This window comes from Microbacterium sp. NPDC089188, assembly GCF_040685155.1.
Classification (GTDB): Bacteria; Actinomycetota; Actinomycetes; order Actinomycetales; family Microbacteriaceae; genus Microbacterium; species Microbacterium galbum.
Map to the genome: position 1 here is coordinate 531596 of NZ_JBFBHH010000002.1, position 18780 is coordinate 550375.

Genomic DNA, 18780 nt, shown 5'->3' on the forward strand with positions numbered 1-18780 from the left:
GGAGGGTGACCGTTCGGCTGTATGACACGAAAGCGCAGGCTCTGCGCGAGTTCGTCCCTCTCGACCCCTCGAACGTCACCCTCTACGTCTGCGGTCCGACCGTGCAGTCCGGTCCGCACATCGGCCATGTGCGCGCCGCCCTCGCGTTCGACCTTCTCCGCCGCTGGCTCGAGCACCGTTTCGGGCGCGTCACCTTCGTGCGCAACGTCACCGACATCGATGACAAGGTGCTCGCCAATGCCACCGACGAGGAGCCGTGGTGGGCGCTCGCGTACCGCATGGAGCTCGAGTTCACGCGGGCCTATGCCGCCGTCGGGATCCTGCCCCCGACGTACGAGCCGCGGGCGACCGCATCGGTGACGCAGATGCAGGAGCTCATCGCCGAGCTCATCGAGCGCGGGCACGCCTACGCCGCCTCGGGAGACGTCTACTTCGATGTGCGCTCGTGGCCCGCGTACGGCGAGCTGACGCGGCAGAGCCTGGATGCCATGGAACCCGCCGCCGACGCGGATCCCCGGGGTAAGCGCGACCCGCACGATTTCGCGCTGTGGAAGGGCGCGAAGCACGGCGAGCCCGCCTCGGCGACCTGGTCGTCGCCGTGGGGTGCGGGACGGCCCGGGTGGCACATCGAGTGCTCGGCCATGTCGCGCCGCTATCTCGGGCCCGAGTTCGACATCCACGGCGGGGGCCTCGACCTGCGCTTCCCGCACCACGAGAACGAGATCGCCCAGTCGAGCGCCGCGGGCGACGCCTTCGCGCGGTACTGGGTGCACAACGGCCTGGTCACCGTCGACGGGCAGAAGATGTCGAAGTCGCTCGGCAACTTCACCCTGGCCGCCGACGTGCTCGCCACGCACGACCCCCGGGTCGTGCGGTACGCCCTCGCGGCGGCGCACTACCGCTCGAGCCTCGACGTGTCGGACAAGGCGTTCTCCGAAGCGGCGAGCGCGCTGGAGCGGATCTCGACCTTCCGCCAGCGCGTTCTGCGTGCCGCCGCAGCCGACCCGCTGGTCGTCGTGCCCGGCGAGGTGCCGACGGACTTCGCGGCGGCGATGGACGACGACCTCGGGGTACCGCAGGCGATCGCGACCCTGCACGAGACCGTGCGCGCCGGCAATGCGGCCATCGACGGGGGAGACCTCGAGACCGCCGTCGCCGCTCACCGCGCGGTGGTGGCGATGCTCGGCATCCTGGGGCTGGATGCCGAGGAGCCGACCGGGGCGACGGGGGCGGTCGACACGACCCTCGACGCTCTCGTGAACGAGATGATCGCGCAGCGCGCCCGCGCTCGCGCCGACAAGGACTGGGCAGCCGCCGACCGCATCCGCGATGCCGTCGCCGCCGCCGGAATCACGCTGGAGGACACTCCGGCCGGAACCAATTGGAGTATCGATGCCTAAGCCAGGACGCCCGGGAGCACGCAACCCCGGCAAGAAGAAGGGCCCTCTCAAGGGCACCGGCGGGCACTCCCGCAAGGCGCTCGAGGGACGCGGCCCGACCCCGAAGGCCGAGGACCGCGCCTGGCACCCCGCCGGCAAGCGCAAGGCCGCCGAAGAGCGTTACGCCGCAGCGGGCGGAAAGGGGCGCCCCGGCGTGCGCGCGGTGGGCGGGAACCCGAACCGCAAGAGCCCCAAGGCCGCCGACGACACCGAGACGGTTACCGGCCGCAACTCGGTGCTCGAGGCGCTGCGGGCGAAGATCCCCGCGACGGCGATGTACATCGCCCAGCGCGTCGAGATGGACGACCGCGTCAAGGAGATGCTGTCGATCGCCACCAACCGCGGCATCCCCGTGCTCGAGGTCACCCGACCCGAGCTCGACCGCATGGCCGGCTTCGACGGCGTGCACCAGGGTGTCGCCCTGAAGGTGCCGCCGTACGCGTACGCGCACCCGCAGGATCTGCTCGAGAAGATCATCGACCGCGGCGAGGTGCCGCTGCTCGTGGCCCTCGACGGAGTGACCGACCCCCGCAACCTCGGCGCGATCATCCGCTCGACGGGCGCGTTCGGCGGTCAGGGACTGATCATCCCGCAGCGTCGATCGGCGAGCGTCAACTCCGCCGCGTGGAAGACGAGCGCGGGAGCCGCCGCCCGCATCCCGGTCGCCCTCGCCGCGAACCTCACGGCGACGCTGAAGGAGTTCAAGAAGCAGGGCGTCTTCGTCCTCGGCCTCGACGGCGACGGCGACGTGTCGCTCCCCGCCCTCGAACTCGCCGACCGTCCCGTCGTGATCGTCGTCGGCTCGGAGGGCAAGGGCCTGTCGCGCCTGGTCACCGAGACGTGCGACCAGGTCGTCTCCATCCCCATCTCCGCCGCCACCGAATCGCTGAACGCCGGTATCGCCGCATCCGTCGCCCTGTACCAGGTGTCGACGCTGCGCGGCACCGTCTGACCCGTCGAGAGGAACGCTCATGCCCCGCATCGCCGTCATCGGAGGCACCGGCTACGCCGGCAGCCACATCGTGACCGAGGCCGTCCGCCGCGGTCACACCGTCGTCTCCATCGCCCGCTCGGTCCCCGCCGAGCGCGTCGAGGGGGCCACCTACCTCGAGGGCACCGTTCTCGACGTCCCCGGACTCGTCGCTCAGCTCGAGGGCGTCGACGTGGTCGTGTCGGCCGCCGCCCCCCGCGGCGACATGGAGGGCAAGCTCCGCCCCGCCATCGCCGAACTCGTCACGGCTCTGCCCGAGAACGTCCGCGTGGGCGTGGTCGGCGGTGCCGGTGGATCGTTGGTCGCCGAGGGCGGCCCGCGCCTGATCGACACCGAGGGCTTCGCCGAGGAGTACAAGCCCGAGGCCCGTGAGGCCATCGGCATCCTCGAGGACCTGCAGGCCGACGACACCGGGCGCGACTGGTTCTACGTGCACCCGGCCGGCGGCTTCGGCTCGTGGGCGCCGGGGGAGCGCACCGGCTCCTACCGCGACGGCGGCGACGTGCTCGTCGTCGACGACGAGGGCGACTCCTTCATCGGCGGGGCCGACTTCGCGGTGGCCGTGCTCGACGAGATCGAGAACCCCGCGCACTCGCGGGAGCGCTTCACCGTCGGGTACTGAACCCGCTGAACACCGAGGCCGTGGCATCCGAATCCTGATTCCGGATGCCACGGCCTCGGTCGTTCCGCCAGCGTGTCGACCCACCCGCGGGATCACGTGACCGTGAGGAGGTGGCACGCCGACCCCGTGACCTCGACGCGGTCGCGTGCCCTCGGCGGTGGGGGACGTCTACGACACCGCCGCGTCTCAGACCAGGTCGCGCCAGTCGACGAGGTCGGTGTCGGTGGTCGGGACCTCGCCCGTCGCCGGAGCGTCGGCGTCGGACACCGTCGGAAGCGACATGGTGTCGGTGGGCGGGCCCATGACGGTCGCCTCGTCGCGGCGGTGGCGCAGGACGTCGTCGATGTAGGAGCTGACGACCTCGGCGAGGGGAACGGAGCGGCCCCGCGCCTGCGACATGTACCAGCGGTGCTCCAACACCTGATGGAACACCTCGGCGGGCTCGAGCTTGGCGCGCAGGTCCCAGGGGATCGCCATGACGATCGGCTCGAAGACGCGCGTCAGCCACTCGTGGGCGACCATCTCCTCGTCGGCGCCGAGGCGTGAGACGCGCGCGCGGAACTCGTCGAGGTCGTTGAGCAGGCGACGGGCCTGGTTCTCCTCGACATCGAGACCCGTGAGCCGCAGGAGACGGCGTTGGTGGTGCCCGGCATCCACGACTTTCGGCTGGATCGACACCTGCGTGCCGTCGCTGGCGGTGCGGATCGACATCTCGCCGATGTCGAAGCCCAGGGCGTTCAGACGGTGCACGCGCTCGGTGATGCGCCACGACTCGTCGACGGCGAAGGTCTCCTTGTCGGTGAGGGCACCCCACAGCGAGTGATACGAGGCGACCAGACCGTCGGCGATGGCGATGGCGTCCACCCCGCCCTCCAGGCGTCCGCCGGCTTCGAGGTCCATGATCTCGCCGGCGATGTTGGTGCGGGCGATGTCGAGGTCGTGCGCCCGCTGACCCGGGCTCAGGCGGTTGCCGTGGAGTTCGCCGGTCTCGGCGTCGACGAGGTAGGCGGCGAACTCGCCCGCGTCGCGCCGGAACAGGGTGTTCGACAGCGACACGTCGCCCCAGTAGAAGCCCACGTTGTGCAGCCGCACGAGGAGGACGGCCAGGGCGTCGACGAGGCGCGTCGCGGTGTGAGGGCGCAGGACCTGCGTGAAGAGCGCGCGATAGGGGAGCGAGAACTTGAGGTGCGCGGTGACCAGGGCCGCGGGCAGGGGGCGCCCCGAGGCGTCGGTGCGGCCCGCGATCACCGCGACGCGATCGACGCACGGCGCGTCGAGGCGGTCGAGGTTGCCGAGCATGTCGTACTCGCGACGGGCCATCTCCTCGGTCGTCTCCTTGATGGCAACGACGCGACCGGAGAGGTTCGCGAAGCGCACCAGGTGACGCGAGATGCCCTTCGGCAGCGCGACGATGTGGCTGCTCGGCCAATCGGCGAGGCTGGTCGACCACGGCAGCTGAAGAAGGCCCGGGTCGACGGTGCTGGCCGTGATGCTGAGCGATTCGGACACGGGTACCTCCGGGAAAACGGTGCGGCGCGCCCCCGACCCGACGAGGTCGGGAATCGAGGACGCGCCGCGTCGGTGCGAGGGTCAGGCGGAGGCGATGGCCCGGTCGGTCAGGCGCTCGCCCGACTCGAGGTCGAACACGTGGACGTGTCCGGGAACCGGGGCCAGCACGACCGTCTCGCCCGCGTTGGGGTGACGACGACCGTCGACGCGCGCGACCAGGTCGGTGCGCTTGCCGTTGATGTCGGTGTGGCCGTAGAGGTAGCCGTCGGCGCCGAGCTCCTCGACGAGGTCGACGACGACCGAGAGGCCGCGGCCGTCGGCGGGGGCGACCTGGATGTCCTCGGGGCGCACACCGATGGTGACCTCTGAGCCGTGGGCCTTGCCGATGGTGTCGGCCTCGACGGGGACGACGAGGTCGCCGAAGCGCACGCCACCCTCGGCCAGGTCGGCGGTGAAGAGGTTCATCGCGGGCGAGCCGATGAAGCCGGCCACGAAGACGTTCTTCGGGGTCTCGTACAGGTCGCGCGGCGTGCCGACCTGCTGGAGCAGGCCGTCCTTGAGGACCGCGATGCGGTCGCCCATGGTGAGGGCCTCGGTCTGGTCGTGGGTGACGTAGACCGTGGTGACGCCGAGGCGACGCTGGAGCGAGGCGATCTGGGTGCGCGTCTGGACGCGGAGCTTGGCGTCGAGGTTCGACAGCGGCTCGTCCATCAGGAAGACCTGGGGCTGGCGCACGATCGCGCGGCCCATGGCGACACGCTGACGCTGACCACCCGAGAGGGCCTTGGGCTTGCGGGTGAGGTACTGCTCGAGGTCGAGGAGCTTGGCGGCCTCGAGGACGCGCGCAGCGCGTTCCTCCTTGCCGACGCCGGCGATCTTGAGCGCGAAGCCCATGTTCTCGGCGACGGTCATGTGGGGGTACAGCGCGTAGTTCTGGAAGACCATCGCGATGTCGCGGTCCTTCGGGGGCACGTCGGTGACGTCGCGGTCGCCGATGAGGATGCGACCCGAGTTGACCTCCTCGAGACCCGCGAGCATGCGCAGGGAGGTGGACTTACCGCAGCCCGAGGGGCCGACGAGGACGAGGAATTCGCCGTCTGCGACGTCGAGGTTCAACTTGTCGACGGCGGGGCGGGTTCCGCCCGGGTACAGACGGGTTGCGTTGTCGAAGGTGACGGACGCCATGTTTTCTTCTCCTTCACCGGCAGGTACGTGCCGGACGATCCGTAGTGAATGGAATGAACGGGGGCGACCCCGTGCGCCCGACAGTGGGCGCAGGGTCAGTATCGCACGTGTCTGGTCATTTCTCAGCCAGCCTCGTTAGCATCGTTGATCGTTCGCTCCACCCGCGCGTTCCCCCCGATTTCATGCGGCAGACGTTTATGCCCGGAAGGTTTCATGTCCCACGACCAGTCCCCGAACGTTCCCGCCGAACGCGACCGTCGCGAGGCGGTGCGTGAGAAGGCGCAGCAGGTCAAGGCGAAGCAGACGCGCTGGCGCATCGCGCGTCGATCGCTGCTGGGCGTCGGGGCCGTCGCGGTCATCGCCGTGGGTGCGGTCGGGGTCTCCGCCGCGCTGAACTCGCGCGAGGCGCGCTCGCAGGCCCTGCCCGACACGGCGACCGACGACGGTTTCGTGGTGACCTCCGCGACGGGCGTCGCCGACCCCCTCGCCGATCAGACCGTCGACGGCAGCGCCGCGACGATGTCGACGGATGCCGCCCCCTCGCCCGCCGCGACTCCGGAACCGACCGGAACGGCCGCTCCGGTCGACATCCGCGTGTACGTCGACTACATGTCGACCGAGGCGCACGAGTTCCAGGCGGCCAATGCGACCCAGCTGTCGAAGTGGGTCGACGACGGCGCGGCGACCCTCACCTACTACCCGGTCGCCATGCTGACCTCGAAATCCAACGGCACGAAGTACAGCCTGCGGGCCGCGGGTGCGGCGGCGTGCGTCGCGACCCACGCCTCGGACCGTTTCTTCGCCTACAACCACGAGCTGTTGACCAACCAGCCCGCGGTGGACTCCGACGGCTACAGCGACCAGCAGCTCGCCGACATGGCCCAGGGCGCCGGCGTCAGCGACGTGGCGACCGTGCGCGACTGCATCGAGGACGAGACGTACACCTCGTGGGCGAAGGCGGCGACCGACCGCGCCATCAAGGGCCTGCCGGGTACCGACGGTCACGCGCTCACCGCGACTCCGACGGTGCTCGTGAACGGCACGGAGTATGTCGGGAACATGGATGACGCGAAGGAGTTCGCGCAGTTCGTGCTCACCGTCGACAGCAACGCGTACTACTCCACGGCCACTCCGACGCCCACCCCCTCGGCGACTCCCGCGGGTTGATCGGCCGCTCGACGCAGCACGTGCGACATACCCGACGTATGAGATTCTGGTGACATGGACGACGAGATCGAGGACTCCCCGCCGCGGCGGTCCCGTGGTCAGTTGACGGTGTGGGTCGAAGAGTTCCTCACTCAGGGTCACGCCGTGGCCGGCACCATCAAGGTCGTCGACCAGGAAGATGCCGACGGTCAGGACACCGGGCTGGTGGTCATGAACCTCCGCAACACCAAGGCGTCGATCTACATGCAGCCGCGCGGCTACGACGACCCCCTGTGGGAGGCGACGCTCACCGCGCGCCCCGATGACCTCACGCTCAGCCCCCACGACATGGCGAGCCTCGCCGCCGAATTGGTCATCGCCGGCAATCTCTGCTCCTTCCTGCAGTTCAAATCGCTGGAGTGGGATCGCCAGAGCGGGCGGCACGACTGAGGTCGTCGCGCGTCGTAGACTCGATCGCCGAGGCGCTGAGCGCCTCACGCCGGCTTGGCGCAATTGGTAGCGCACCGTACTTGTAATACGGGGGTTGCAGGTTCGAGTCCTGTAGCCGGCACAGAAATTGCCTGATGAAGCGGCTAATTGCCGGCGCAAATCGTAAGCGCTTAACGTGTGACTCACTACTTACTCACGGTTTTGATGGGATTGCGCCAACTGAACCGGGTTGGCGCGTCTCCGTCGCGGAACGTGAAACGGCCCCGATCTCTTTCGAGATGGGGCCGTTTCGAATTACTGGCTGGATGAGCGGAGCGCGTCGCCTAGAGGGAGCGATGGTTCCGGTTGTACCTTCGGAACGCATCACGCATCTCAGTTGATTGCAGATCCAACCGCTCCTGCCGGAAGCGTTTGAAGTCAGTTTCTGGGACTTCGGTGCGCTTGGCGGGCTCTTGGTAATCGTTGGGCTTGAAACCGATCATGAGTCGCCCCCTGTGGTTGATCTATCTAGACTACCGGCGTGCTCCGACGTTGGCATCGAAGCGCGCCGTTTTTTTCCGTTGAGGTCGGCCTCAAATGCTGCCGCGAGAACCCACGCGTAAACCTTGAGTATTGCGCCGTCGCTCTCCGCGATCGAGTCGACCTCAGATGCGTTCACTGAGATCATGCCGATGACGCGATCTTCTGCGGTGGAGTTTTTGTCGCGAAGCACCGGAACCGAGAGGAAGGTGCGGTAGGGCCGTTCCTCAGCGTTTTCGATGTGCAGTTTGCGGGCGGTGTCGACGTCGCGCACGTCACGACAGAAGACTGATCCGCCGCTCGTGATGGTCTTGACCAGCTTTTTAGCCTCGGCCGAGGCGCCACGAGCAGTGGAGAACGTCGTTCGCATGTTCGCATGGCCCGAACCCGTGAAAAGAGTCCGCACCAGGGAGGTGCTGCTCCCCGATCTTTTGACGGCGTAATAGTTGACCTCGACGATGTTCTGCCTGCCAGCGTCAGTGTGACGCCCTGGACGGGACGAAAAATACGACTGGCAGTCGCTGAGGGTGTGGTTCTGATACGTGTTCGTGGTGTGTCCTGCGAACACCTCGCGGAGCTTGGAAACGAAGTGCATCAGGCGCATCTCGATGCCGTAGAGAGCTGTCGCGATCTCCACCTGGACTTGCCCTGCGTCATCGCGCGCACGCAGGTGATCGAGTCCACGGGCTATGGTGGGCGGCAAGCCAACGAGGGCGGCCAGGAGTACCACAAGCAGAAGCTTGTAGTCGCGTACGAAATCTTCCAGCGGCCACTCGTCGGGTATGTTCCATGCCTCGAGTGCAGCCAAGCCAATACCGCCCGCGGCAACGGCGATCGACTCCCAATGGAAGAAGAAGCCGAGGTCGCGTGCCCCGGTCCAGCGCACACGACGGCGTCCCCCCATTCGATGAATCGTACACGGGCTATGGAAAGAGCGCGGCATCCCGCAAGTGTGAGAGCGCTCAGTGGCTTGTGCTGACTCAGGCCGGTCTGGTCAGGAGCTTCGAGAGCACCTTGGCGACAGCGGGTCCGCGGTGAACTTCGTCGGCGTAACTGCGTTCAGTGGTTTTTGTCTCCTCGTGGCCGAGCTGATCTCGGGCCGCTTCGATCCCGAGTTCGTCGCGGACGACGGTCGCCACGGTCTTGCGGAAGCTGCGAGGCGTCACGCCCTCCCACGCTGTGCCCTTCAGGGCATCGCGCCATGTCGTGCGGTAGTTGTTCGGATGCCGGAACGTGCCGACGCTCGAGGGGAACACGAACTGCGAGAACGACGAGACCCGTCGCCGCATCAGCATGTCGACCGTCTCGGCAGGTAGCTCGAGCTCGCGATAACCGGCGTCGCTCTTCGTCACCTCCTGCACGAACATCTTTCCGTCGCGATCCTGCGCGATCGTGCCACGGACGATGACCCGCTGTGAGACGAGGTCGAGCGCATCCCATCGCAGCGCGAAGACTTCGCCCGTACGCATGCCTGAGCCGACGAACATGTTCGCGGTATCGGCGAGATCGCTCGCGCGCGCCCGGCGTGGTCGACGGTCGCTCTCCTCGCGCGGCTCGGACCCGGCGTCCCACTGCTGAAACCGGTCGAGGATGCCCTGCACGGCCGCGCGATCGGGGGCCGCGACCCGCGCCTTGCGCTTCGCGCGCTCGGGTGCGGGGACGTCGCTCATCGGATTGGCGCGCACCGCGCCGTGACGGGCGGCGAGGGTGAACATTCCGCTCAGCACGACGTGCGTCGTCTTCGCTGTGCCCGGGCCGGACGACCGGGCGAGCGCGACGAGGAATCGGTCAAGCCGCGGCACGCTGCACTCTTGCAGGCGCACGCTGCCGAGGCCCGGGGTGATGTGCTTCGTGATCGCGTTCTGGTAGATCCGCACAGAGCCCTCGGCGAGACGGGTCCGTGAGGCAAGCCATCGCGTTGCGAGGTCGGAGACGGTTGTGTCGGCGGTGAGATTGTCGCTCGCAGGGGCGAGGCGCTGTTTCAGCGCCCGCACGAGATTGCGCTCGGCCTCGGCTGGCGTCTTCCCCTGGCGATCCATTGACCGTGTGACGCCGTCCGAGTCTCGGTAATAGGCGCGGGCCGTCGGCTTGCCCTTCACTGTCATGCGGCGGATGCGCCCCCATGTCTCGAGTTCGAGCGGCGGCCGAGCCATCAGGCGACACCCTCGCGCTGCTCCCACATTCCGGCGCCCATCCGTGGGCGAATGTAGACGGTGTCGCCGAGACGCGCGAGCAGGCTCTGGAACGCGATGACCGTACTGCGCATGACGTCGAGGTCGACGGCGATCGCGCCGGGGTGGCCGGCGTGCACGGCTTCGAGGTGCCGGTAATCGTCGAGGTCGATTAGGCGGAGCGCGGCCCATTCCTCGGCGCGGCGCTCTTGCTTCGCGTGCACCGGGCCGAAGCGGGTTGGCGTATCCCCGAACGCCGCGTGCCCGAGCTCGTGCGCGAGCACCGACCGGTGGTGACGCGCCGACATGCCGCGGCGTAGGCGGATGCGTCGGGCGTCGTGGTCGTAGATCCCGTCGCGGTCAGCGGGCATGCGCACGTATTCGATCGTGACGCCGATCGCGTCGGCGAAGTCGAGGAGGTGGAGGTCAGCTGGGGTCGTCATAAGAGGGCTGTTCGTCCGTGGGTTCGGGGTCGGCGGCGCGGGCGGCGAGGTACATGCCATCTTCGGCGGGGGTTCCGACATTGCGGGCCGGGAACGGCGTCACGTTGTGGGCCTCGCTCGCGGCCCGCTGTGCGCGGCTCATCAGGTCCAGGGGGTCGATGTGGAGCGCACTGGCGATCGAGTAGAGGTCGCGCACGTTTAGCGTCACTCGCTCGCCCGTGCGGGGGTTCCCGCCGTCGAGACGCATCGACATGTACTGCGAGTTCTCGCCGATCAACCGGCCGAGAGCGCGGGAGGAGAGATCCTGTCGGCCCATCTCGGCTTTGATCTCGGAAACGAGAGCGTCGGCGAGGCGCTGAGAGTAGTTGTCCACGGGATCTGAGTATGTCCGCTGCATGATTTTTAGTCAATACGCATGACGAGCTTGACACCGCATGACAAGTCATTCATTCTCGTCACATGACAAATCACGCAGCAGTCGGAACGGCCGCCGCGCAGCGCCTCGCGGGCGAGGTGCGGGGCGAGATGGCTCGACAGAAACGCACCGCGGGGGAGATGGCGCGGGTGCTCGATATCACCGCGCACACCGCCGGACGTCGCCTGAGCGGGGCCGTCGCATTCAGCATCAGCGACCTGATGTCCGTCGCGATGTGGCTCGGGATGGACCCGAAAGAGCTCCTGCGCCGGGCGGAGGAGCCCGCGCACGCGGCGGCATCGTGAGCAGCCTGCCCGACCGCGGCGGCCCGGTTCTCACGACCCGAGGGGCCGCGACGTACAGCGGCCTCGCCTACCAGACCTTCCGAAACCTACTCGCCGCGGAGCAAGGCCCGCGCAAATTCAAGCAGGGCCGCTTGAACGTCTTCTATCCCGTCGATCTCGACGCGTGGATGCGAGAGCGAATCACCGATCCGACGCAGGCCGCGGCGTCACAACCCACCTCACCCGAAGGGGCAGTACATGCCTGACCGCAACACCGTTACCGTTCCCGCCGTCGAGCGCCCGGTCGCTCTCGTCGTCGATGCGTCGTTCGACAGTGACACGTTCACGATCGACACGACCACGATCGACGGGCAGCGCGTCGTCGTCATGCAGCAGCGCGACGGCGTCCGCTACCTCACCCCCGCCGAGACGCTCGCCCTCTCCCGCGCGTTGCTATCCCGCCTCGCCTACGTCGGGTTTCCCGAGGATGCCCTGTCGGGGGTGACTGCGTGAGCGCCGCTATCGAAGAGGCTCGCCCCGTCGGGCATCGTCCCGCGCCGGCTGCGCCGACGCACCGCGAGGTGCTGGCCCGGTCCCGCCGCATGGCGGATGCCGCGGCCGACGCGCTCAACGATGAGGCGCTGCGCATCGAACGCGACCGTATGGCGCTCGCGACCGTGCACAGTCTCGTCGCCGACGATGGCCACGCTCGCGATTACGCGGACGCTTCGCAGCGCGCGGCCCGGTTACTGAACGGTGTCGTCGCGCAGCTGGCGCACCAAAAGACGCACGGCTTCACGCGAAGGCTCGACGCATGAGCGGCACGCGTCGCACCCTCGCAATCCCGGGCCTGCCGACCGTGAAGGCGCTCGAGACCCGTCGGGTGCGCACGGAGCGCGAGGAGCGTATCGCGCGCGATCGGCGGGCGGCGAAGCGCTTCGACCGTGTCGACCGGTACGCCGACCGTCACGACCGTGAGGCGGTCGCCTGATGGGTCAGACGCTGCGCACCCGGGATGATCACCCGGTCACCTCGGCCGAGGCGGTCGCCGACACGGATCTCGCCCGATCGCAGATGGAAGTGCTCGCCATCTTCGAGATCGCCCGCGACGAGGGCGTGACGGCCCTCGCGGAGCACGAGGTCGTCGCCCTCGGCCGTCGCTTCGGCTCGACCTACTCCGATCAGCGTCTGCGGTCCTGCTGTCCCGAGCTTGAGCGCAAGCGGTGGCTGACCCGGACGACCGCGTTCAAGCCCGGCCCGACGGGCACCCGGCGCGCCGAAGTCTGGGCGCTCGCCCGCTAACCCTCACCCCCTTTCACCTCACCCGGCGTCACGGCCGATGTTCCGTGCTGCCCGAAACCGACCCGAGGAGGTCGCGTTGAATCCCGATCCGATCGTCATGGAGTACATCGGCCGCACTCGCCAGCGCGAGCGTCTGGCCGCCGAGGCTCGGCAGGCGCAGCTGCACCGCGCCGCCGTCGCGCGCCGTCGCAGGGCGAAGCGAGGGGACAAGCGGTGACCGTGCTCACGGAGGCGCCCCCGCTGAGGGCTGTCGCGATCGCGCAGGCGTTCGCCGTCCCTGTCGAGCTCGTCGTCGTGCCCGATGAGCACTTCGCCGCGTACGTCCGCGGAGAGGGCGGCGACCCGACGCTCGTCGTCCGCGTCGCCTGCCCCTGCTGCGGGTCCGACGCCCGCACCTTCGACACCGAGACGCGTCGGTTCGGGTGCCTGTTCTGCACGTACACGAGCGATGAGAGGAACGCTTGATGGCTAACCCGTCGACCGGCCGGTTCTACGGCCGAGGCAAGACCGACCCGGTGCCGTTCCCGGCGTACCGGTGCCGGGCGACCGCGACCGAGCAGCGCCCGGATGCGCCGCATTCGACGCTGACGCACCGCTGCCGCACGGAGGTCGACCACAGCGGCGACCACACGTGCATCTGCGGCAAGGAGTGGGCGCCCGGCGTGCTCACCGGACCGAACGGGGCGAACGGATGACAAATCCCGACCTGTTCCCATGGCAAATCGGGCTGCCCCTCGCGGGGCTGCTCTGGGGTTGGCTGGCGGTCGGCTGGTACCTGCGGCGTGGCGGGGGCCGATCGTGAATGCGCTCGAAGGATTCGTGCCCGATCTCGACGAGGTGATCTACCACGCGCACTCGGCGCTGTCGTCGACCGGCGCCCGGCAGCTGCTGCAGGCGCCCGCTCGATTCGCTCACTGGGCCGAGAACAAGCCGCCGCACAAGAAGGCGTTCGACGTCGGCTCGGCGGTGCACGCGAAGGTGCTCGGCACGGGGTGGGACGTCGTCGAGATCCCCGACAAGTTGCTGTCCGGGCCGAACCGGGCCATCTCGAGCGAGGCCGCGAAATGGTGGGTCGCGATGGCTCGCGCGTCGAACGTAATCCCGCTCAAGGCGCACGAGATCGCCGAGGTGGACGCGATGGCCGAATCGGTGCTGGGTCACGCAATGGCCCGCGCCATGTTCGAGCAGGAGGGCGCGGCCGAGATGTCCGTGTTCTCCCGCGACCCCGAGACGGGTATCGAGCAGCGGTGCCGGTTCGACTACCTCGGCACCGGGTCGGGCCGCCGGTTCGCCGTCGACCTGAAGACGAAGCACGGCCTGGCAACGCCCGTGAAGTTCTCGAAGACGGTCGCCGAGCTCGGCTATCACGTCCAGGTCGGCCACTATCTCGACACCCTCGCCGCGGCGGGCGGCCACGTCGACCAATTCGTATTCGTCGTCGTCGAGAAGGAACCGCCCTACCTGACGGCGTCCTACGTGCTCGGCCGCGAGTTCCTCGAGATGGGTTACGCCGACGCCGCCGAGGCGCGTCGCCTCTTCGCTGCCGGCATCGAGTCCGGGGCGTGGCCCGGATACCCGCAGGAACTGCAGATCGCAATCCCGCCGAACTGGGCGGTCTACGACCACAACGAACGCTTAGGAGTGCTGACCGCATGACGAACATCGACGACATTCTGATCCCGGTCGACACGCGGGCATCCCGCCTGCGCGGTGCCGAGCGGCCCGCGGCGCCCGTCCCGGTCGACGACGTCGCCCAGACCCTCGCCGAGTACACCCGCCTCGCCCTCGCGACGGGGTCGCGCCTCGAGATCGACCCGGTGGAGTTCACCGCCGACGGCGAGGTATGGGTGCCGCTGTGGCTGAGCGAAGACCTTCCCGCCGCAGCGCGCGCCACCGTGCGCCGCGATGGTGTCGAGACCGTCGTCTATCGGCGCTGGGTGGAAGCACTGCCCGGCGAGGAGGCGACGACCGAGACCGGCCGCCGATGGGTCGACGTGTGGCTCGACAACCCGACAGAGCGGTTCGAGTCCTACGTGCTGCGCGCCGCCCTCGCCCGCGCCTTCGCCGACGTCATCGGCGACCGCCTCGACCCGGGCAAGCCGCGCGCCCGCGTCGCGGCACCCGCCCCGCTCGAGCCCGCCGAGGGAGAGCCCGCCCCGCGCATCTCGCACGCCGCGGCGGCCGAGCTCGAGGCGGCGGTCGCCGCGCTCCCGTGGGAGGCCGCCGAGGTGCACCGCCGAGACCGAGGCATCGAGACCGCCGCGATGCCGGCACCCGTGCCGCGCCCGCCCGCTGCGAACGTCCCGCGCCTGGTTGCGCCCGAGACACGCGGCGGTGCCCGATACGGTGCGGCGGCGCTCCCGTGACCGGCCCGGCAGAGTTCAAGCCTGCGACGGTCGCACTGATCTGGGAGCGTGACGGCGGCCGTTGTGCGAAGTGCGGCGCGTTCCTGGTGTGGGAGCGTCGCGGCCCCGGCCCGGGCGGCTGGTCCCTGCATCATCGCGAGGATCGCGGCGCGGGCGGCGTGAAGCGCGCGAGCCGGGGCCGGGTGCAGTCGCGCGCGTACCTCGCCCTTGCGGCGAACGGTGTCCTGCTCTGTGGTGACGGCGTCGCCGGATGCCACGGCGAGATCACCCGCAACGAGGTGCCCGCACGCCTCGGGTTCCGCGTCGCCCGGATCGGCATCCGCCGCCCGGTCGACGTGCCCTTGCTGCACGCCCTGCACGGGTGGGTGCGACTCGACAACGAAGGCGGGTACGAGCCGGCCGACGAGCCCGAAGAGGTGGAGTGTGCCGCGTGAGCGTGGTGTCGGAGGCGTTCGCCGTGTGGCGCGAGTGCCGGGAGGCGTTCGACGAGGTGCTGCATTCGTCGTACACACGCGCGGAGGTCGCGACGAACGGCGCCCTGCTGAACGATCGCGGCCGTCGGCGCGGGGTCGACGCGGTGTCGCTGTTCTATGGGCCGGCGGTGCGGGCGTACGCGTACGCGTCGCCCGAGCTCGTCGAGCACTGGGAGGAGCACCCGCGGGTGACGTATGCGGAGTTCGAGCGGCAGTGGGTTGCCGGTCAGGAGGAGGAGCGGTTGGCGTCGTGACGAAGGGGTGCAAGCTGGGATGCTGCTCGCCCGAGGTCGCGGCACTGCCCAGTGGCGGGTGGGATGACGCCGGCTCAAAGATCGACGGCCGTCGAACGGAGCACCTGCGCCGCGAGTGGGCGGCCACGTCGGCCCGCATCGACCGGATGCAGGGCGACTACCCGAAGTGCAAGCTGTGCGGGCAGCCGGCGATGCGTCTCGACACTGCCGGGCTCTGCTCGAAGGTGACCGACGCGCACAAGGCCTATCGGGTGCGCCTCGGGCTGCCAGCGGTGCCGGCCCCCGCACCGAGTCGGCGAGGGGGCCGTCGGTGAGGGGCTTACTGATCGAAGGCGTCGGGCGGGTAATTCAGGCTGCCGTCGGCGATGTCGCGGTGCACGTTCAGGGTGAACTGCGCGAGATCTCGCGTGGCGGCGATGACGCTGCGCAGCGAATGGATCAGGTCGTCCCGGTCGGGCTTGCCGTCGAGGCGGTCGAAGTCGTCCGACAGGCCGCTGATGATGTCGTTCAGCGTGGAGATTACGACATCGTTCGGGGTGGTGCCGCCGGGTCGCGAGACGCGAATGCCGGGGCCGTCGAGGGGCTCGTGCGTGATCGAGAGGTTGTGAGGTTCAGTCATGACCAAACCGTAGCGACGCGACCCGCGAGGCGCATGCCTCGGTTCGCGATGACCTACGTCATCTACTGGCCTGAGCGGGCCGTGCTGAAGGTCGGCCGCACGTCGCAGTGGAGCCGCATCGAAGCGATGACGTCGACCGGCGGACACGTGCTCGTGCTCGCGCGCGGCACGGATGCCACGTGGGAGCGGGAGGCGCTGCGGCAGCTGCGGCGGTGGTTCCCTGACGCGTTCGACTCGGAGCTCGACGCGTGGTCGCTGATGCCGTACGGCCGCGGCTGGACCGAATGCTTCAGCGTGCCCGAGCACTACGTGCAGCTAGCGGTGGATCTGTGTTTCAAGGGCTTTGCGAGAGGTAACGAACAGGGTGTCAACGAGGAGCGTTCAGCGCAGGATCAGCGGGGCGGATCTCGAGTTCGTGGGGTATCTGAGGGCGCCGCACGAGGCGAAGCCGACGGCGCTGGGGTTGTGGACGAAGGCGACGGACGTCGAGGGGCGTTGCCTGCTGGTGCCGGAACTGATCGCCGCGGCGATCTACCCGGGGGAGGCGGCGACGGAGCAGGTGATCCTGCACGTGCTGATGCTCGAGGAGTCGGGTTTCCTGCGCCGGTACGAGCACGAGGGGGCCGAGGTGCTGGCCCTGTGCCGGCCGCTGAAGGCCGATACCCGCGGGGCGACGTCGGAGATACCGCCGCCCCCGCCGCTCGGGGTTCCGAGGAATTTCGCGGCTATGGAGGGGGAGGGCGCGCGGGAGCGAGCGGAGGCGCGGGTGCGTGCCGAGCAGGCCGAGCGGGACGGCGAGTGGGCCGCGTGGCGGGAGCGGGCCGAGAGGTCCGCGCTGCCGCGGCGACCGCTGCTGCTCGATGCCCCGCCGATCGGTTGCGTCGACCATCCGAACGGCCGCCGGGAGAACTGCGGACCCTGCGGCACCGCCCGCCGGCAGCACGATCGCTGGCTGGCGCAGCAGCGCTACACGGACCAGGTCGCCGAGTGGGAGCAGCAGTCGGACGGGCCGGGGGATGAGCCGTGGTGAGCGATCTCGCGTTCGCCCTGTTCATGGATCGGGTGGCGGCGGCGTTCGCGGAGTCGGTCGTGTACCGGCGGCGACTGCTGGCCGAGGCGCCTGGGTACGTACCGAGATCGCCGCGGGTCATCTGCCCGCCGGGGCATCGACACGGGAAGACGAGCCACTACTACAACGCGCACCGCTGTGGGTGCAACGGGTGCCGAGAGGCGTCCGCGGGCCGCGCCCGGGCTGCACGGGCCGCAGCAGGTATCAGACCGAAGAACGAAACGAGGAGCACGAACACATGACCGGAGAGACCACGCTGACGATCTGCTCGGCATGGCGTGAGCACGCCGAGCACATCGCTGGGTCGCTGTCGAAGGGGGCGCGTGTCGTCGTCGTCGGGCAGCTGAAGCAGCGGGGCTACCAGGATCGCGAGGGGAACAACCGTTCGTCGATCGAGCTCGAGGTCGACGAGATCGGCCCGTCCCTTCGGTACGCGACCGCGCAGGTGACGCGCACGGCGCCCCGCAACGGGTCGAGCGGGCGACCGTCGTCGGCACCGTATGGCGCGCCGGGGGATCAGCCGGTGGATCAGTCGGGCGCGTGGTCGACGGGGGGCAGCTATGGCGACGACACCCCGTTCTGAGTCGACGGCCGGGTGCATCCTCGGGTGTGCGCAGCAGGGCGTGCACTTCGCTGACTGCATGGTCTACGACGGCCGGGAGTACGCGTTTCCGTGCGACGGGTGCGCAGCTGAGCCGACGGTCGGCGGCACGCTCGTGTGCGCGAAGTGTCGGGGCCGGTTCCGGTACGTGCTGGGGCAGGCTGCGGATCTGATCGGCCGGATGAGGTCGCTCATCGATCCGACGTCGGCGATCGTGTACGAGGATCGCGCGCGGCGCACCGGGTCGGCGTCGCCCGAGGCGCCCGCGCCGGCATCCGCGGATCTAATCGACGCGTCGGAGGCTCTGCAGAAGGGGCTGTGGCGGTGGTCGCCGTCGGGTGGGTGGCCGCGGTCGGATGCTGCGGAGGCGTTCGACGACGCCGAGGCCGCCGCTGCGGGCATCCGCGCGCATCTCGACGCGTGGCTGTCCGACGAAGACGACGTCGTGTCGCTGAACGCGCTGCTGCTCGAGCGGCATCCGGCCGACGACGACGGCGTGCGCGTCGCCTGGTCGGTGCAGGATGCGCTCGACAAGTGGGGGGCGGAGCGCCGCGAGCAGCCCGTCGAGGGCGCGGTGACGGCATCCCGTGCGCTGCGCCCTGACCGGGTGTTCGACGAGTCGACGGCGCGCCCGATCGCGGAGGCCGGCGACCCGCTGCTCGGCGGCAAGCAGGCGGCCGACGTCGCGGGGTCGCTGCGCACGCTGCAGCGGTGGCGGAAGGATGGCGAGATCGAGCCCGAGCGGACGACCTACGTCGCCGGCCGTGCGACACCGCTGTACCGCCGGTCGGCGCTGCTCGCGGTGAAGGAGCGCATGGCGGCGGCGAAGAACGTCCGCGACGAGGGCGGCCGGTACGCGGAGGCGGATGCCGCGTGACGGTCACTGAGCACGAGTGCGGGTGCGGCGAGAAGTTCGCCGCAC

28 protein-coding genes and 1 tRNA gene are annotated in these 18780 nt (G+C 69.4%); 22 read left to right on the forward strand and 7 right to left on the reverse strand.

The window, feature by feature from the left end:
- The first annotated feature begins 5 nt into the window (after positions 1-5).
- From cysS to AB0N80_RS08700, 3 genes are read left to right on the forward strand one after another with little or no spacing between them, the layout of a single operon-like run.
- Entirely contained in the window at positions 6-1400 is a 1395-nt protein-coding gene (gene cysS, locus AB0N80_RS08690) for a cysteine--tRNA ligase (RefSeq protein WP_363578477.1), read from the forward strand.
- Positions 1393-2391, forward strand: a complete 999-nt coding sequence (gene rlmB / locus AB0N80_RS08695; protein ID WP_363578478.1) for a 23S rRNA (guanosine(2251)-2'-O)-methyltransferase RlmB — start codon at positions 1393-1395, stop codon at positions 2389-2391. The genes cysS and rlmB overlap by 8 nt, the downstream gene beginning before the upstream one ends.
- Before the next feature lie 19 nt (positions 2392-2410).
- Positions 2411-3052 (forward strand): NAD(P)H-binding protein, encoded by a 642-nt coding sequence (locus AB0N80_RS08700; RefSeq protein WP_315994788.1) that lies wholly within the window; start codon positions 2411-2413, stop codon positions 3050-3052.
- A gap of 186 nt (positions 3053-3238) precedes the next feature.
- Here AB0N80_RS08700 and AB0N80_RS08705 read toward each other — a convergent pair whose 3' ends face one another.
- Positions 3239-4561 (reverse strand): DUF4032 domain-containing protein, encoded by a 1323-nt coding sequence (locus AB0N80_RS08705; RefSeq protein ID WP_315994787.1) that lies wholly within the window; start codon positions 4559-4561, stop codon positions 3239-3241.
- 81 nt (positions 4562-4642) lie between these two features.
- Positions 4643-5746, reverse strand: a complete 1104-nt coding sequence (gene ugpC, locus AB0N80_RS08710; RefSeq protein WP_108317795.1) for a sn-glycerol-3-phosphate ABC transporter ATP-binding protein UgpC — start codon at positions 5744-5746, stop codon at positions 4643-4645.
- 213 nt (positions 5747-5959) lie between these two features.
- On the opposite strand from ugpC, the gene AB0N80_RS08715 reads away from it, so the two are divergent.
- The 3 genes from AB0N80_RS08715 to AB0N80_RS08725 all read left to right on the forward strand — a co-directional run bounded on the left by AB0N80_RS08715 (position 5960) and on the right by AB0N80_RS08725 (position 7463).
- Positions 5960-6913 (forward strand): thioredoxin domain-containing protein, encoded by a 954-nt coding sequence (locus AB0N80_RS08715; RefSeq protein ID WP_315994786.1) that lies wholly within the window; start codon positions 5960-5962, stop codon positions 6911-6913.
- Positions 6914-6967: 54 nt separating this feature from the next.
- Entirely contained in the window at positions 6968-7342 is a 375-nt protein-coding gene (locus AB0N80_RS08720; protein ID WP_315994785.1) for a hypothetical protein, read from the forward strand.
- Between the two features lie 48 nt (positions 7343-7390).
- Positions 7391-7463, forward strand: a tRNA-Thr gene (locus AB0N80_RS08725).
- A gap of 357 nt (positions 7464-7820) precedes the next feature.
- On the opposite strand, the gene AB0N80_RS08730 is transcribed toward AB0N80_RS08725, so the two are convergent.
- The 4 genes from AB0N80_RS08730 to AB0N80_RS08745 form a co-directional block, all read right to left on the reverse strand.
- The gene (locus AB0N80_RS08730) at positions 7821-8765 is read right to left on the reverse strand and encodes a GAF domain-containing protein (RefSeq protein WP_363578479.1); all 945 of its coding nucleotides are present in this window, start codon (positions 8763-8765) and stop codon (positions 7821-7823) included.
- Between the two features lie 76 nt (positions 8766-8841).
- Positions 8842-10014 (reverse strand): tyrosine-type recombinase/integrase, encoded by a 1173-nt coding sequence (locus AB0N80_RS08735; RefSeq protein WP_363578480.1) that lies wholly within the window; start codon positions 10012-10014, stop codon positions 8842-8844.
- Positions 10014-10475 carry an ImmA/IrrE family metallo-endopeptidase gene (locus tag AB0N80_RS08740; protein ID WP_363578481.1) on the reverse strand — a complete coding sequence of 154 codons (462 nt, stop codon included), beginning with the start codon at positions 10473-10475 and terminating at the stop codon, positions 10014-10016. The genes AB0N80_RS08735 and AB0N80_RS08740 overlap by 1 nt, the downstream gene beginning before the upstream one ends.
- Positions 10459-10848: a hypothetical protein gene (locus tag AB0N80_RS08745; RefSeq protein ID WP_363578482.1), complete on the reverse strand. Its 390-nt coding sequence runs from the start codon at positions 10846-10848 to the stop codon at positions 10459-10461. Before AB0N80_RS08745 ends, AB0N80_RS08740 begins: the two co-directional genes overlap by 17 nt.
- A gap of 86 nt (positions 10849-10934) precedes the next feature.
- On the opposite strand from AB0N80_RS08745, the gene AB0N80_RS08750 reads away from it, so the two are divergent.
- The 13 genes from AB0N80_RS08750 to AB0N80_RS08810 all read left to right on the forward strand — a co-directional run bounded on the left by AB0N80_RS08750 (position 10935) and on the right by AB0N80_RS08810 (position 15883).
- Positions 10935-11195: a helix-turn-helix domain-containing protein gene (locus tag AB0N80_RS08750; protein WP_363578483.1), complete on the forward strand. Its 261-nt coding sequence runs from the start codon at positions 10935-10937 to the stop codon at positions 11193-11195.
- Positions 11192-11440, forward strand: a complete 249-nt coding sequence (locus AB0N80_RS08755; protein WP_363578484.1) for a hypothetical protein — start codon at positions 11192-11194, stop codon at positions 11438-11440. The genes AB0N80_RS08750 and AB0N80_RS08755 overlap by 4 nt, the downstream gene beginning before the upstream one ends.
- On the forward strand, positions 11433-11687 hold the full coding sequence (locus AB0N80_RS08760) for a hypothetical protein (RefSeq protein WP_363578485.1): 255 nt from the start codon (positions 11433-11435) through the stop codon (positions 11685-11687). Before AB0N80_RS08755 ends, AB0N80_RS08760 begins: the two co-directional genes overlap by 8 nt.
- On the forward strand, positions 11684-11992 hold the full coding sequence (locus tag AB0N80_RS08765; RefSeq protein WP_363578486.1) for a hypothetical protein: 309 nt from the start codon (positions 11684-11686) through the stop codon (positions 11990-11992). Before AB0N80_RS08760 ends, AB0N80_RS08765 begins: the two co-directional genes overlap by 4 nt.
- Positions 11989-12165, forward strand: a complete 177-nt coding sequence (locus AB0N80_RS08770; protein ID WP_363578487.1) for a hypothetical protein — start codon at positions 11989-11991, stop codon at positions 12163-12165. Before AB0N80_RS08765 ends, AB0N80_RS08770 begins: the two co-directional genes overlap by 4 nt.
- The gene (locus AB0N80_RS08775) at positions 12165-12476 is read left to right on the forward strand and encodes a hypothetical protein (RefSeq protein WP_363578488.1); all 312 of its coding nucleotides are present in this window, start codon (positions 12165-12167) and stop codon (positions 12474-12476) included. The genes AB0N80_RS08770 and AB0N80_RS08775 overlap by 1 nt, the downstream gene beginning before the upstream one ends.
- A 213-nt stretch (positions 12477-12689) precedes the next feature.
- A complete protein-coding gene (locus AB0N80_RS08780; protein WP_363578489.1) occupies positions 12690-12941 on the forward strand; it encodes a hypothetical protein in 252 nt (83 codons plus the stop codon).
- Entirely contained in the window at positions 12941-13171 is a 231-nt protein-coding gene (locus tag AB0N80_RS08785; RefSeq protein WP_363578490.1) for a hypothetical protein, read from the forward strand. The genes AB0N80_RS08780 and AB0N80_RS08785 overlap by 1 nt, the downstream gene beginning before the upstream one ends.
- A gap of 103 nt (positions 13172-13274) precedes the next feature.
- Entirely contained in the window at positions 13275-14132 is an 858-nt protein-coding gene (locus AB0N80_RS08790; RefSeq protein WP_363578491.1) for a PD-(D/E)XK nuclease-like domain-containing protein, read from the forward strand.
- Positions 14129-14842, forward strand: a complete 714-nt coding sequence (locus AB0N80_RS08795) for a hypothetical protein (protein WP_363578492.1) — start codon at positions 14129-14131, stop codon at positions 14840-14842. Before AB0N80_RS08790 ends, AB0N80_RS08795 begins: the two co-directional genes overlap by 4 nt.
- Positions 14839-15276: a hypothetical protein gene (locus tag AB0N80_RS08800; protein ID WP_363578493.1), complete on the forward strand. Its 438-nt coding sequence runs from the start codon at positions 14839-14841 to the stop codon at positions 15274-15276. Before AB0N80_RS08795 ends, AB0N80_RS08800 begins: the two co-directional genes overlap by 4 nt.
- Positions 15273-15569: a hypothetical protein gene (locus tag AB0N80_RS08805; RefSeq protein WP_363578494.1), complete on the forward strand. Its 297-nt coding sequence runs from the start codon at positions 15273-15275 to the stop codon at positions 15567-15569. The genes AB0N80_RS08800 and AB0N80_RS08805 overlap by 4 nt, the downstream gene beginning before the upstream one ends.
- Positions 15566-15883 (forward strand): hypothetical protein, encoded by a 318-nt coding sequence (locus AB0N80_RS08810; RefSeq protein ID WP_363578495.1) that lies wholly within the window; start codon positions 15566-15568, stop codon positions 15881-15883. The genes AB0N80_RS08805 and AB0N80_RS08810 overlap by 4 nt, the downstream gene beginning before the upstream one ends.
- 5 nt (positions 15884-15888) lie before the next feature.
- Here the strand turns inward: AB0N80_RS08810 and AB0N80_RS08815 are convergent, their stop codons facing one another.
- Positions 15889-16188 (reverse strand): hypothetical protein, encoded by a 300-nt coding sequence (locus AB0N80_RS08815; protein ID WP_363578496.1) that lies wholly within the window; start codon positions 16186-16188, stop codon positions 15889-15891.
- A gap of 415 nt (positions 16189-16603) precedes the next feature.
- On the opposite strand from AB0N80_RS08815, the gene AB0N80_RS08820 reads away from it, so the two are divergent.
- The 3 genes from AB0N80_RS08820 (at position 16604) to AB0N80_RS08830 (ending at position 18735) form a co-directional block, all read left to right on the forward strand.
- Positions 16604-17218, forward strand: coding sequence for a hypothetical protein (locus AB0N80_RS08820; protein ID WP_363578497.1), 615 nt, complete (start codon positions 16604-16606; stop codon positions 17216-17218).
- Positions 17205-17840, forward strand: a complete 636-nt coding sequence (locus tag AB0N80_RS08825) for a single-stranded DNA-binding protein (RefSeq protein WP_363578498.1) — start codon at positions 17205-17207, stop codon at positions 17838-17840. The genes AB0N80_RS08820 and AB0N80_RS08825 overlap by 14 nt, the downstream gene beginning before the upstream one ends.
- Before the next feature lie 199 nt (positions 17841-18039).
- The gene (locus tag AB0N80_RS08830; protein ID WP_363578499.1) at positions 18040-18735 is read left to right on the forward strand and encodes a hypothetical protein; all 696 of its coding nucleotides are present in this window, start codon (positions 18040-18042) and stop codon (positions 18733-18735) included.
- The last annotated feature ends 45 nt before the right edge of the window (positions 18736-18780 follow it).